This is a genomic window from Streptomyces sp. ISL-1 (assembly GCF_018614585.1).
Taxonomy (GTDB): Bacteria; Actinomycetota; Actinomycetes; order Streptomycetales; family Streptomycetaceae; genus Streptomyces; species Streptomyces maoxianensis.
In genome coordinates this window covers 60,269-74,084 of the sequence record NZ_JAGGOI010000023.1, presented here as the reverse complement: position 1 = coordinate 74,084, position 13,816 = coordinate 60,269, and the positions used below count along the sequence as shown (strand labels likewise).

Sequence of the window (13,816 nt, the reverse complement as noted above, 5' to 3'; positions counted from 1 at the left end):
GGTGTCCCCGTGTCTGTACGGGTCCACCTTATGTAGGCACGCCCTATCTACGGCGTGCTCGTTCGGCTGCCGCCTCCCGCCCGCATGCGTATGCCAGCGGGCTGATCAACTCGTCCGCGTCCGGCAGCCACCGGTTGGCGGTGGTGGGGCGGCGTGCCCACTGCACCGCGCCGTTTCCGCCGATGCGGGTCGGCGGGGCCGCGACGTAGTGGCCCTGGCCGCGCGCGATCAGATCGATGGAGCTCGGCGCCCAGCCCAGGGTGCGGATCAGATCGGGGACCTTGAGGGCGGCTCCCGGCAGTACGAAGAAGAGCATCCGCCGATCGGGGGTGCAGGTGACCGGACCGAGAGGGAGGTTCATCCGCTCCATCCGCGCCAACGCCAGGAAGCCCGCGGACTCGGGGACGTCGATGGCGTCGAAGGTACGGCCGGTCGGCAGCAGGATCGACGCCTTCGGCTGCTTCGACCAGAGCCTGCGGGCCGCGGTCGCGCTCCCGGTCGCCTGGTTCGCCCAGTCCGGCCTGGCCGGGTGGGCGCCGGGCGAGGCGCACGCGATGTCGCCGCACGAGCAGCGTTCTTGGCCGTCCACCGCCTCCAGCCAGGTGCCGGGGAACACGTCCCAGTGCCGCTCCTCCGCGTACCGCACGGCATGGTCCAGCTGCTGCTCACCTCGCTGCTGGGGGATCTGGGCGGCTTCCATGAGTCCGGTCGTCTCTTCCACGACACACTCAACTACCGCCGTCACCTTGGGTTACGGGGCGTCTCGTGGCGGGGCTCGAAGCATCGATCCTGCACGCGGGGCGCACGGGTGCACGGGTGGGGGCGCGCATGGGGCCGGACGGCGGCGGGCGGGTAGCCACTCGCAGGGGGTCACGCCGATTCCCGGGAAAAACCGACGAACTCGCTCCAAGTCTGCATTCTCCGTATATCAGCCGGGCAGTGATCACTTCATGGATCACCGCGGCCTCAGGGGGTAGTCATGGCAGCCAGGCCTCTCGTCGCCCGACAACCGAACGAACGGTTGCAGGCGCTCATCCAGGAAGCCGGGTGTTCCAACGCCGGCCTCGCCCGTCGAGTCAACATGGTCGGCGCGGAACGGGGGTTGGACCTGCGCTACGACAAGACATCGGTGGCGCGCTGGCTGCGCGGGCAGCAGCCGCGCGGCCGGGCGCCGGGAATCATCGCGGAGGCGCTCGGCCGCAAACTCGGCCGTACGGTCACGATCGACGAAATCGGCATGGCGAACGGCAAGAACCTGGCGTCGGGCGTCGGCCTGCAGTTCTCGCCGACCGTGCTCGGCGCGATCGAGCAGGTCTGCGAGCTGTGGCGCAGCGATGTGGGCCGACGCGACTTCCTTTCCGGGTCGGCGGTCGCCGCGTCCGCGCTGGTCGAGCCGAGCCGCGACTGGCTGATCACCGGCGCGGACACGCAGGTGGCGCGTACGGCAGGGGCGCGGGTCGGCGTCTCGGACGTCGAAGCCGTACGGGCGATGACGACGGCCCTGACCGAGCTGGACCACCGCTTCGGCAGCGGGCACGTCCGTCCGGTCGTCGTCCACTACCTGAACAGCGTGGTGTCGGGCCTCCTTTCGGGTTCGTACCGCGAATCGGTCGGCCGCGAACTGTTCGCGGCGGTCGCCCGGCTGACGGAACTCGCCGGGTATATGGCGGTCGACACCGGTCAGCCCGGGCTCGCCCAGCGCTACTACATCCAGGCGCTGCGGCTGGCCCAGGCGGCGGGCGACCGCGGTTACGGCGGGTATGTGCTGGCGGCCTCCATGAGCCACCTCGCGGCGCAGCTGGGGAACCCCCGGGAGATCGCCCAGCTGGCGCGCGCCGCCCAGGAAGGAGCGCGGGGACAGGTCACCCCGCGTGCCGAGGCGATGTTCTTAGCGGCGGAGGCGCGCGGGCACGCCCTGCTCGGAGACTCCCGCACCTGCAACGAGGTGGCCGGCAAGGCGGTCGCCGCGCTGGAGCGGGCCGAGCCGTCGGCGGGGGACGACCCGGTGTGGATCGCCCACTTCGACCACGCTTATCTGGCGGACGAGCTGGCGCACTGCTACCGGGACCTCGGTCAGGCGGAGGCGGCGGCGCACCACGCGTCGCACGCGCTGGACGGCCACCCGGAGTCGAGGGCCAGGCGCCGGGCGATCGGTCTCGTCCTGCTGGCCACCGCCCAGGTCCAGCAGCGCGAGGTGGAACAGGCCTGCCACACGGGCACGCGCGCGGTGGAACTGCTGGGGACGCTGCGCTCGAGCCGGGGCGCGGAGTATCTGGAAGACCTTCAGCAGCGGCTCGAGCCGTACGGGGAGGAGTCGGCGGTGCGGGAATTCGGGGCGCGGCTGGAGCTCCAGGCGGCATAGAGGGCGGCTCGGGGGCTGCGGCCGGGAGGCTTCGGCCCCGAACCTCTTTCGTCGCTCATCTTCTTGTACGCGGTCCTCGTACGCGGACCACCAGCCCGAACCGGCCCGGACCATTGACGCGGACCATTTGACGCGGACCAGTAAACAGCGTCGCAGGGGGGCTTCTTGTTACTGCTACCACACGTGTGTGCGGAGCCCCTGACGTACCCGGTAGCGTGGGCCGACGATTCCATAGGTCCACACGTAGGAGTCCCGGTGACGCAAAGCGGACAGGGTGACGAGCAGCAGCAGCCTGCTGCGCGGCCCGCGCACGAAGGCGTCGTGCTGCCCGCCGACGGAAGCGAGCCCTGGATTCCAGGCGTCTCCGACGCCCAGGTGGCTCCGGCGGGCGGGCAGCCGTGGGGTGAGCCGTGGGGACCGGAGCAGCAGCCGGGCCGGCCCGGGCCGCCGGCTGACGGTGGGCCGGTCGCGCAGCGCGGCTGGGGTGAGGCCCCGCAGGCTGGGTACGGCGGCCAGCCGCTGCCGCCGCAGGGCGGGTACGGCGCGCTGCCGCCGGCTCCGGGCGGGTACGGCGCGCTGCCGCCGGCGCAGTCGGGATATGACGCGCAGTCGGGGTACGGGCAGCAGCAGGGACAGGCGCCGCAGGACGCCTATGACGCGCCGCAGGGCGGGTACGGCTCTCAGCCGCTTCCCCCGCAAGGGCGGGGGAACCACGCCGCCTACGACGGGCAGTCGCAGGGACAGGTCCCGCAGGACGCCTATGACGCGCCGCGGCAGGGACAGGCGCCGCAGGGCGGGTACGGCTCGCAGCCGCTTCCCCCGCAAGGGCGGGCGTCCCACGCCGCCTACGACGGGCACTCGCAGGGACAGGCCCCGCAGGACGCCTATGGCGGGCAGTCGCAGGGACAGGCGTCTCAGAGCGGGTACGGCTCGCAGCCGCTGCCTCAGGCCCTGCCCCCTCAGGCCCTGCCCCCGCAGGCCGTCCCCATGGGGGACTCCGACGCCACGCAGTACATCCCTCCCGTCGCGCCCGGAGCGATGCCGCCCGAGACTCCCGCCGAGTCGACGCAGTTCCTCGGGGCCGTTCCCGCGCAGGCGTCCGTCCCGGGGCCCGACGCCGACGCCACGCAGTACATCGCGCCCGTGCCGCCCGCGCCCGCCGCCGCGCCCTTCGGGATCCGGCCGGGGGCTCCCGAAGACCGGCAGCCGCCCGCGGAGTTCGACAGCCTCTTCCGTACGGACGCGCCCGCCGCCCAAGCCCCGGGCGCCACGCAGCAGTTGCCCCAGTTCGAGGCCCCGCACGCGGGCGGCCGGCCGCCGCGTCAGCAGCAGTATCAGCAACAGCAGTATCAGCAACAGCAGTACCAGCAACAGCAGTACCAGCAGCCGCAGGCGCCGCAGGGGCCCGAGCGCGAGTCCCGGCGGCGTAAGTCCTCGCATGTGCCCGTCATCGCGGCCGTCGTCGTCGGCTGTGCCGTCCTCGGGCTCGGCGTCAGCGCCGTCATGTTCGGCGGGGACGAGAAGAGCGACCCCGGCGCCGGCAAGAACGTGGCCGCCACCTCCGACGCCCCCAGCAGCGACCCCAAGGCCGCCGACGACCCCGCCAAGTCGCAGGCCGAGGCGCTCGACAAGCTTCTCGCCGACAGCAACAACAGCCGCGCCGCGGTCATCCGCTCGGTGGAGAACATCAAGCGGTGCCAGAACCTGGACCAGGCGGCCACTGATCTGAGCGGGGCAGCGCAGCAGCGTCGCGGTCTGGTGACCCGCCTGGGTGGGCTCACCGTGGACAAGCTGCCCAGCCACGCCCAGCTGACCGCGTCGCTCACCAAGGCCTGGCAGGCGTCCGCATCGGCGGACGACCATTACGCGGCCTGGGCCCAGCAGGTCAAGGGCAAGAAGGGCTGCAAGGACGGCCGGGCGCGCAGTACGGGACAGACCGCCCAGGCCGAGCGCGCCAGCGGCGATGCGACCAAGGCGAAGAAGGAAGCCTCCGGGCTGTGGAACTCCATCGCCGGAAAGTACGGCCTCACCGAGCGGCGCAGCGAGCAGCTTTAGGGGGCCCCGGCTGGTACCCGTGCCCGGAAGCCGGAAGCCGGAAGCCGGAAGCCGGAAGCGCGGGGTCGGCCGGACGCGATCCCGGGCGCCGGAAGCGCGGCGTCAGCCGGACGCGATCCCGGAGGACGCCAGCGTCTTGCTGACGTCCACGAAGCCCTGCTTCTGGGCCACCAGCCGCCCGTCGCGCACCACTTGGAACGTCACGCTGCGGTTCACGATCCGCGGGAAGCCGGGCGTGCCGAGCATGTCCTCGTACTCCCAGCGCAGGGCGGGAGTCAGCCCGCCGGTGGGCACCCGTACCCCGCTGTCCAGGGCGTGCGCGATCTTCCCCGCCGTGATGACGTCCGAGTCGATCGACTGGATGACTGTCCGCAGCACGGTGTACGCGATCCAGGTGGTCTGCACGCCCGCGTCGGCCGGGTCGATGCGGTTGTCGCCGAACGCGTGGGCGCGGATCACCCGCTCCATCTCGCCCCAGCGCTCGTCGCCGGCGTCCGGGTACCAGCCTGTGACGTAGGCGCCCTCGAACGGGCCTTTTCGGCCGCCGGTGCGGTCGATAAGGGGCTGGCCGACGGAGCCCATGACCGAGGAGACCCGGATCTTCCGGCCGTCCTCCGGCAGCCGCCGGAAGGAGTCGAAGAAGGTCTCGGTACGGTCGCCGAGCGCGGCGGTGACGCATCCCGGGCGGTCGTCCGACCCGGACCCCGAACCGGAACCCGAACCAGACCCGGAACCCGAGCTGGATCCAAACGCTGCCCCGGAGCCCGACCCGGTCCCCGCCTTCCTGCGGGCCTGCTCGGCCTGCGCCGTGTAGTCCGTCGCGTCCTCCGCCGCCACGATGTCCGCGGACTTGCGCCGACTGCCCTCCGCGAGGCCGGCGTTGAGCAGCACCGGCAGTTCGTCGCCCGCGAGGGTGTTGGGCCGCACCAGCGAGACCCGGTCACAGGTGTCCGCGAGCTGCCTGCCGTTGCCGGCCAGGAGCGCTGCCTGGCCGCCGTTGACGGGGTAGGAGAGGTAGCTGGTGAACTCCTCCTCGGTTATCCCGTAGCCGCCGATGAAGGGGATGCCCGCGGCTTCCAGCGGCGCCATGAAGGCGTCGCCGTGCTGGCTGTACGAGCCGACGACCGCGGCCACGCCCTCCTTGACCGCCCGCCGGGCGCACGCGGCGGCGCCGGTCGAGGTGTTCTGCTCGTTGCAGGAGATGATGCGCAGCTCGTGCCCGTCGAGGCCGCCGTTCGCCTTGGCCCAGCGGGCGTACGCCTTCGCCATCGCCGGCATGCCGGGCATGTTCGTCGCCCGGGATTCCTCGGGGGCGAAGGTCATCACCTTGACGGGTTCCCTGGAGCCCCCCGGGCCCCCAGGGAAGACGCCACAGCCGGTGACCAGCGACGCACCGGCCGCGACGGCCGCCGTCGCCATACATGCGGCACGAAGTCGAGCGGTCCTTGAGGGGCGGGGGGAGGAGGAACGTCGCCAACCGGTCATGCACAGTCACATTTCCGCTTCCGGGGTAACGGAGTAGTGTCCATTGTTCAACAAAGGGTGACGGCAAGGTGAATTCCGGGGGGACGTCCGGCCGCGCGATTGGGGAACGTACGATCGACGGCGTGCAGCAAGGTTCGGACACCTCTTCCCGGCGCGGCCGTCGCTCCTCCACCATGGGCGGCATGCCGCTAAATGACATGCCCTGGTGGCGCTGGCGCTGCAATGTGCGCTCGGCGCTGCACATGCTTTCCGACCCGGTCTTCCACCAGGAGTGCTGGCTGGCCGGTCGCGAGGAGTACGGCGACGTCACCGACGCCGTGTACCGCCTGGTCGAGGACACCTGGCTGGACAACTGGTCCGCCGAGAAGTACGTCGGGACGATCTTCCGCGACTCGGGCGAGGCCGCCCTCGTCGATGTAGCCGTCCTGCGCGTCCTGCGGATCATGCACCAGGTCGGCGCGGACGCTCCTGTGTCCGCCTATCTGGAACACCATGGCTGGCCGGAAGCGGTACGGGCCGCCCGCGAGGCGCACGTACGCCTTGCGGTGAGCGACGGCGAGGATCCGGACGCGGCGCCGCGCTCGCTCGATGTGCTGCGCATCATGACGCGGTCCGCCTGAGGATCCGGCCCCGACGGCCGCCTGAGGATCCGGCCCCGACGGTCCGCCTGACGGACCGGGACCCGCCGGGACCGGCGGATATGGCACCCTACGGAGATGACCGACCAGTACGTCCTGACGCTCTCCTGCCCGGATAAACAGGGCATTGTGCACGCCGTGTCGAGCTATCTCTTCATCACCGGCTGCAACATCGAGGACAGTCAGCAGTTCGGGGACCGGGACACGGGACTGTTCTTCATGCGGGTCCACTTCTCGGCCGAGACGCCGGTGACCGTGGACAAGCTGCGGGCAAGCTTCGCCGCCGTCGGGGACGCTTTCCAGATGGACTGGCAGATCCATCTCGCCGACGAGCGGATGCGGATCGTGCTGATGGTCAGCAAGTTCGGTCACTGCCTCAACGACCTGCTCTTCCGCTCCAGGACCGGCGCGCTGCCGGTCGAGATCGCGGCGGTCGTCTCCAATCACACGGACTTCGCCGAGCTGGTCGCCTCGTACGACGTCCCCTTCCACCACATTGCGGTCACCAAGGACAACAAGGACGACGCCGAGGCGCAGCTGCTGGAGCTGGTGCGCGGCGAGAACATCGAGCTGGTGGTGCTCGCCCGCTATATGCAGGTGCTCTCGGACGATCTGTGCAAGCAGCTGAGCGGCCGGATCATCAACATCCACCACTCCTTCCTACCGAGCTTCAAGGGCGCGAAGCCGTACCACCAGGCGCACGCGCGCGGCGTGAAGCTGATCGGCGCGACCGCGCACTATGTGACGGCCGACCTCGACGAGGGCCCGATCATCGAGCAGGAGGTCGAGCGGGTCGGCCACGGGGTCACCCCCGAGCAGCTGGTGGCGATCGGCCGCGATGTGGAGTGCCAGGCGCTGGCGCGCGCGGTGAAGTGGCACGCGGAGCACCGGATCCTGCTCAACGGCCGCCGTACGGTTGTGTTCGCGTAACCGCGCGCATTCCTCACGGGCTGCCGGACGGCTTCGGCACGTCCTCGCAGAGATCGTCCAGTACGAACGCCCCCTCCGACTCCTGCAGGTTCCGTTCCGCCTCCAGCCCTTCGAGCAGCCGGTCGAGCAGCCTCGCGTCCCGCGGGTTGCCCAGGAACTCCAGTACAGCGCGGTAGAAGGCGTCCCGCAGTGTCGGAGGCATGGCGTCCGAGGCGTCCAGACATATCTTGTCGGCCTTGTCGAACAGGTCCTGGACGGCGCGGGTGTTCTCCGACGGCGGTACGGTGCCGAACGCGCCGCCGGGGAAGTACGGCCGCTCCCCGGGCCGCGCCGCCTTCGCCCAGTCCTCGCGGGCCTGGCGGGAGGTCAGCCGGTCGAGCAGGTCCCAGGCGGCGGCGCTGGGCTTGAAGACCGCGGCCATGTCGCCGGAGACCTCGAAGACATTGTCCGAGCTCTGCCCGTCGCTCTGCCCGCGGGCCCGCCCAGCGGTCTTCTCCGCGCGGAGGAAGGCGGCTGTGGATGTGGGCCGCACGTCGTCGCCGTAGTGGCGGCGGATGAAAGAACCCTGGTGCTCATGGGTACAGCGGCCGCTGTTCAGCAGCCCGTACCGGCCGTCGTCGAGCTGCTCGAAGGACGATGTGAGCGCCTCCGCGCCGATGTCCCCGCCGTTCGCGGCGAGCAGCTCGCCCCACTCCTCCCAGACCGCCCTGGTCTGCGGCCAGGGGGTCGCGCCGGTCGCCCACCTCTCGTACGCGTCCGGTCCCCGCCGTTGCAGCAGCAGGTCCTCCACCCAGTCCGTGCCGGGCCAGCCGGAGGTGGCGCCGGAGCCCATGCCCAGGCACCAGTCCGGCTTCTTCCCGGTGCTCTTCGCGCGGCTGAAGACGAGCGACTTCAGGTCGACCCGCACCGGCGCCCAGTAGGCGTTCGTACGGGTCTCGCCGTGCTCGTTCCTGACCGTCACCGCGGGCGCCCACGGGGGGACCGCGGCCCCGGCCACCTGCTGCGGGAGCGGCTGTGCGTCTCCGGCCCTGGCGTACTCGGCGAGTTCGCCCGGGCTGCTCAGGATCGCCAGGTCCGGCGGCGCGCCCGCCTGGAGCTGGGCCACCAGCGTTTCGCGCAGGGAGCGGGTGCCCTTGTAGACGTAACTGCGTCCGGTCCGCTCGCCGATGCGCCGCAGCACCGCGACGAACGGCTTCTCCTCGCCGTCGGTCCACGGGCCGAGGACGACCAGGGTGCGCTCCTCGGCCGCGTCCGAGCAGCCGCCCGCCGTCACCGCTGACGCGGCGAGCAGACAGCAGGCCAGCAGTGCCCTCAAGCGCTTCATGCGTCTGTGTACTTCCGTCGGGGGCGGACGGCCGGATAGGGCCGGCCGTAGAGGAAGAGCGTGACGCCGCAGGCGAGCGCGCCCACGCCGGCGGCGGGAACGACGATGCCCGCGGTCAGCGACCAGCCCTCGGGGTGCGCCTCGCGCATCACGGCGGCCGCATCCCGAGCGATGGACTCGATGCTGCGGGGTGCCTCGCGGTCCGCGCCCAGCTTCTCCAGGTCGCCGACGGTCGTACGCACCCGTTCCTGCGCGGCGTGCTCCTCGGCGCCCCCGAAGGCCAGCAGCACGGGTGTGAGCAGCACCGGCACCGCGGCGACCGTCAGTTGCACGCTGATCAGCCGCAGCCGGTCCCGCAGGAAGACCGAGGTGCCGACGAGGACGAAGGCGAAGAGCGCGGCGGACAATGCGGCGGCGGCCGCCGCGGCGAGGGTGAGTGGGCTCCAGGCCGCCAAGTCATGGTTCTCCTCGTGCAGTTGGCGCTCCAGCTCCGCGATCCGGTCGAGGATGGAGACGGGCTCCTGGCGGGTGGTCCGGGCGACGGTGTGGTGCTTGCCGCTCAGCATGTCGTCGGCGTATTCGACCCCGGCTTTGCGCAGCACATCGCTCTTACCGTTCCGGTCGGCCCAGGCGATCTTGTCGCCGTACGCGACCACCAGGCCCGAGACGACCCGCAGTTCCTGCTCCTGGCCCTTGTGCAGGGCCCTGGACTGTGCGACCCGGTTGAGGCTCTGCGAGGCCTCGGTGAGCAGGGAGCGGTAGGTCTCGCCGAGCTCGACGGCTTCGGCCTGCTCAGGGGTTCTGAGGCGGGACTCGGCCTGTCCCTGGGCCAGTTCGAGGGAGATCCGGGCCTGTGCCAGATCCACGAGTGCGGGCGCGCAACGATCCCGCAGCCGCTCCGTACGGTCGTGTACATCGCCGTAGGCGGCCGCGGAGAGGGCGAGGGCGACCAGGGCGAGCGCGGGCAGCACCAGCATCCGGCGGCGCAGGAACGCGGCGGTGGGGCGGTTGCCCTCGGGGGTGCGGCCCGCGGCGCGCAGCCACAGGGCGGGGAAGAACCCGCGCAGGGCGGTCGGGACGCGGGCGGCGGCCGGGCGCAGCCGCGTGCGGGCGGGGCGGAGCCGGCTGAGGTGCGGGCGGAGCAGCTTGCGGCCGGTCATGCGCCCTCCAGTGGATCGCGGTGCCGTGCCGGGGCGGAGTCGAGGCTTCAGGCCGTTCATGCGTCATCGCCCGGCTCGCGCAGGCGCAGGCGCGGGCGGCGCGGCAGCCACGCGGTCAGCGGTCGCGGCGCCCGGTCGCGGTCCTGGTTACGGTCCCGGTAGTGCTTCAGGCCCAGCGGCCGGGTCCGGTACGCGCTGTCGAGCAGCGCCTCCGCGAGAGCCGCGTCCTCCGCGCGGTCGGTACGCGGCACCTGCTTGGCCAGCCTGCGGTAGCTGGCGGAAAGCTGCTCGCGCAGCTCCCGTTCGGTGGCCGGGACGGACATCCCTGGCGGCAGCGAGGCGCGCAGATCGGCCAGCGGGTCGGTCTTCGCCCGCGCGGCGCCGACCAGTTCGAGGAGCAGTTCGAGGAGCTCTGTCGTGAGCCGTTCGTACGCCTGCCGGTCGGTGAGCCCCTCATGGCTGACCAGCCGGCGCAGCGCGGCGTACGCCCGCACCGCCGACGCCACCGTCGGCGCGCTCCCGTTCGCGGGCGGGCTGGCGTGGATGCGGACCATCGCCGTACGCGCCGCGGTGCGGTGCCGGGAGTCCGGGGGCACACCGTCCAGGAACGCCAGGGCCAGATCGGGGCTGCGCCGGGCGAGATGGATGCGGGCGAGTCCGAAGGCGGCGCTGCCGAGCGCGTGGTTGCGCCGCCACACCGCGTCGTAGAACCGCATGGCCTGCTGCTCGCGTTCCTCGCGGGCCGTGGCCCCGGGGGCGGCGTCGTCCGCGCCGGAGCGCCCTTCGTCCGCCAGCCTTTCGTGGCAGTAGCCGAGGGCGAGCTTGGGCGCGTACTCGCCGGGAATGGCGTAGTACACCTCGTCGAAGCAGTTCAGGGCCCGGCTCGGGCGGCCGTGGGCGAGTTCGGCGAGCCCTTGGTGCCAGTCGAGCCGCCAGTCGTAGTCCGCGCGCTCGCCGAGCAGCGCGCGGGCCCGGTCGAGTTCCATCGCGGCAGCGACCAGTTGCTGGTCCCTGCCCCGGCTGCCTCCGTCGGCAGCCGCTGGGGGTGCCCCCTGAGGTGCCCCAAGACGCGCCTGGTCGCGGGCGAGCTCCAGATGGAGCCGGCAGCGCAGCAGATGCAGCTCGGGGGAGGCCAGCCACTCGTCGCTGAGCTGCAGCAGACCTGCCGGGTCGGCGTACGAAGTGCGCTGCAGCTCCTTCCAGTTGGGGTCCCGCCGGTCCGGCTTGGGCACCGGCAGGGCCACCGCCACCTCGGCCGGGTCGGGCACCCCCGCGCCGAGGAGGTAGCCGCCGGCGCCGCCCGTCCGCCAGCGGCCCAGCGGCGGGGCCTTGCCGAGCTGACCGTCCAGGGCGGTGGCGGCCCGGTCGAAGAGCGGGGACGGCTCGAAGGTCTCCTCGCCGAGCCGCAGGGAGCGCAGTTCGCGCAGTACACCGCGCAGTTGGAGGGCCATCTCCTGGGCGGACGCGTAACGCCGCTTGGGATCGCGGGCCATGGCGCGCGCCAGCGCACGCTCCAGGGACTCGGTGCCGAGGTCGGCGGGCGGTGCGGGCGCCTTGGCGAGCAGCGCGCCGAGGACCGCGCCGACGCTGTAGAGGTCGCCCGCGGTCGTCATCTCGCCCGCGGGACCGGTCTCCGGGGGCCGGTGGCTGACCGGTCCTTGCGTGCCGGGCTTGCGGACGCCCGCGACGTCTATGAGTTTGATGCCGTTGCCGCAGTGCAGGACGTTGGTGAGGGACAGATCGCCGTAGACCAGGCCCTCCTGGTCGTGCAGATAGCTGAGCGCGTCCAGGATGAGCAGCCCGTACACGACGATGAACTCACGCACCCGGGGCCCGGAGAACGGCGGACGGTGCTGGGCTATCCGGGCCGCGACCCACTCCAGCGGCGCCCCGTCGGCGAACTCCATCACTATGAACTCCGCCGAAGTCGACGGATGACGCGCGTAGTTGACCACCCGGATGACGGACGGATGATTGAGACTCACCAGCCGAAGCCGCTCCTGATGCGCCTGGAGAACGGCTGCGGGGTTTCCCGGGTCGAGGATCCCCTTGAGGGCCACCGGACGGTTGTCGAGCAGCAGATCGCGGGCGAGATACACCTGCCCGTGGCTGCCCTGGCCGATCGGGCCCACGACCTCGTACTGCTGGTGCAGCCGGTCGCCGCCGGCCAGATGGGGCCCGGCCGGTGCCGTGACGAGCGCGTCCGGGTCGCGCACGGCGACGACCGGCAGATCGGTGAGCCCGTCGCCGGGCGGGTCCACGACGAACTCGTGCGGGCCCAGCGGCCCGGCCAGGGCCAGCTCGGCCGCCTCGGCATCCAGCAGCGCAGTCTCGATGTCGACGGCGAGCCGGAACAGCTCGTGCGGCAGGGCGGGCGTGTCGTACAACAAGCCGCCGCGGGACAGCCGTTGCAGCTGCTCACGAAGTCGTGGGGACCGGTCGTCGGGGCGGCGCGGTGCCGGCCGGCCCGCCGTGGCCGGATACCCGGGCAGCTGCCGTAATCGCTGTTCGGTCTCGGCGAGCTTGGTGACACGCGCCGCGAGCCGGTCCGCGCGCCGGTCGGCCCATTCGGGCTCCAGGAGCTCGGCGCGTACCCGGGCGAGCAGCGGCGAGCGGGGGTCGCTGAAGACGAGCAGCAGCCGGCTGTCGCCGCGGGCGAGCAGCGCGCGCAGCAGCGCCACGATCTCCGCGTCCGGCGACGCGGACCGGTCGATGGCGAGGAAGGCGCCGGTGAGCGGAGGACTCGCCTCGGTGATCTGGCCGAGCAGCTCGGCGTGGGGTGTACGGGACGGGGGCGGGTCGTCCAGGCCGATCCGGTCGGCCGCGTGGACGGTGAGCTCCTCGGCGGTGCGGTTGGTGGCGTCGACGGCGATGTCGATGCTCCCCACCTGTGGCTCGCCCGCCGAACTCGCGGACGCGGACGGCGGGCTCTGCTCCCGGTCGGCGAGGGTGAGGGCGGAGCGGACGGTGTGCAGCAGCGCGTGCTCCCCCTCACCGGCGAAGGCCAGCTCGACGGCGTCGGTGTCCGCGGCGCCGTCCAGCCAGCGGGTCAGCCTGCGATGCAGGCCCGGGACCCGGCCGGAGGCGGTCCTGTCGGGGGCGACCGCGACGTCGCGGGAGACGGCAGGGGGTCCGGTGACCGTCAGCCCCAGTCGTTCCAGCGGCAGATACCTCAGCACTGTCTCAGTCGGGATCATGTACGCGTGCTCACGGCGCACGGGTGCCTGCGGAGTTCCGAACTGGTGGGCCACAATGCCGATGAGCCGGCGTGAGCGGCTGTGGACGACCCCGCTGCCGCTGTAGCCGTGCCGGACGACGTACGCGGAGCCCTCGGTGTCGAGCTGTTCCCATTCGGGCTTGGGAGCGGGCCCGCCGCGCCCCATCAGCCGGGCGTCGAGATGCTCGCCGCCCGGAAGGTCCTCCGGGTAGCCGGTGAAGTGCACCGGCTCATTGCGCGCCGGGATCTGGCGGTGCAGCACGGCATGTGGCACGGACGGCTCGTGGTCCAGCTTGAGCAGGGCGAGGTCGCCGCTGAAGTGCGGGGTGGGCAGCACCAGATACTCCCGCAGCAGCCGGGCGCGCAGCGGGCCCGGCCGGTCGCCCGACAGGGCGGCGCCGGGCCCGTCCACGTACACGGTGTCGAAGGGGGTTCGGGTGCCGTCCTGGCCGGGGCGCGAGAGCACCGTATGGGCGCAGGTGAGCACCAGACCCCCGGGGAGCAGCACCCCGGCGCCCAGGGGGCGGCCCGCCCGGTCTTGCGTACGCAGCAGACTGACCCGCCAACTCTCCTCATGCGAAACGGAGTTGGACGCACGCAACGGCTCCCTCATAATGCTCAACGATAACTACAGGAGACGGGGGA

At 72.1% G+C, this 13,816-nt stretch carries 9 protein-coding genes; 4 read left to right on the top strand and 5 right to left on the bottom strand.

Going from position 1 to position 13,816, the window contains the following annotated elements; genetic code table 11:
- Window positions 1–43: 43 nt before the first annotated feature.
- The gene (locus J7E87_RS17040) at window positions 44–700 is read right to left on the bottom strand and encodes a bifunctional DNA primase/polymerase (RefSeq protein WP_215095179.1); all 657 of its coding nucleotides are present in this window, start codon (window positions 698–700) and stop codon (window positions 44–46) included.
- Window positions 701–979: 279 nt separating this feature from the next.
- Here J7E87_RS17040 and J7E87_RS17035 point away from each other — a divergent pair, with 279 nt between their 5' ends.
- Window positions 980–2,362 carry a transcriptional regulator gene (locus J7E87_RS17035; RefSeq protein WP_215094778.1) on the top strand — a complete coding sequence of 461 codons (1,383 nt, stop codon included), beginning with the start codon at window positions 980–982 and terminating at the stop codon, window positions 2,360–2,362.
- Window positions 2,363–2,617: 255 nt separating this feature from the next.
- Window positions 2,618–4,417 carry a hypothetical protein gene (locus J7E87_RS17030; protein WP_215094776.1) on the top strand — a complete coding sequence of 600 codons (1,800 nt, stop codon included), beginning with the start codon at window positions 2,618–2,620 and terminating at the stop codon, window positions 4,415–4,417.
- 102 nt (window positions 4,418–4,519) lie between these two features.
- Here the strand turns inward: J7E87_RS17030 and J7E87_RS17025 are convergent, their stop codons facing one another.
- Window positions 4,520–5,902, bottom strand: coding sequence for an ABC transporter substrate-binding protein (locus tag J7E87_RS17025; RefSeq protein ID WP_215094774.1), 1,383 nt, complete (start codon window positions 5,900–5,902; stop codon window positions 4,520–4,522).
- A gap of 173 nt (window positions 5,903–6,075) precedes the next feature.
- Here J7E87_RS17025 and J7E87_RS17020 point away from each other — a divergent pair, with 173 nt between their 5' ends.
- Window positions 6,076–6,522 (top strand): hypothetical protein, encoded by a 447-nt coding sequence (locus J7E87_RS17020; RefSeq protein WP_215095177.1) that lies wholly within the window; start codon window positions 6,076–6,078, stop codon window positions 6,520–6,522.
- 96 nt (window positions 6,523–6,618) lie between these two features.
- On the top strand, window positions 6,619–7,470 hold the full coding sequence (gene purU / locus J7E87_RS17015; RefSeq protein ID WP_215094772.1) for a formyltetrahydrofolate deformylase: 852 nt from the start codon (window positions 6,619–6,621) through the stop codon (window positions 7,468–7,470).
- Between the two features lie 13 nt (window positions 7,471–7,483).
- On the opposite strand, the gene J7E87_RS17010 is transcribed toward purU, so the two are convergent.
- Genes J7E87_RS17010 through J7E87_RS17000 form a run of 3 tightly spaced genes read right to left on the bottom strand, consistent with a single transcriptional unit; the run spans window position 7,484 to window position 13,784 of the window.
- Window positions 7,484–8,794, bottom strand: a complete 1,311-nt coding sequence (locus tag J7E87_RS17010; RefSeq protein WP_215094770.1) for an extracellular solute-binding protein — start codon at window positions 8,792–8,794, stop codon at window positions 7,484–7,486.
- The gene (locus tag J7E87_RS17005) at window positions 8,791–9,954 is read right to left on the bottom strand and encodes a hypothetical protein (protein WP_215094769.1); all 1,164 of its coding nucleotides are present in this window, start codon (window positions 9,952–9,954) and stop codon (window positions 8,791–8,793) included. Before J7E87_RS17005 ends, J7E87_RS17010 begins: the two co-directional genes overlap by 4 nt.
- A gap of 56 nt (window positions 9,955–10,010) precedes the next feature.
- Window positions 10,011–13,784: a tetratricopeptide repeat protein gene (locus tag J7E87_RS17000; RefSeq protein ID WP_215094767.1), complete on the bottom strand. Its 3,774-nt coding sequence runs from the start codon at window positions 13,782–13,784 to the stop codon at window positions 10,011–10,013.
- Between the last annotated feature and the right edge of the window lie 32 nt (window positions 13,785–13,816).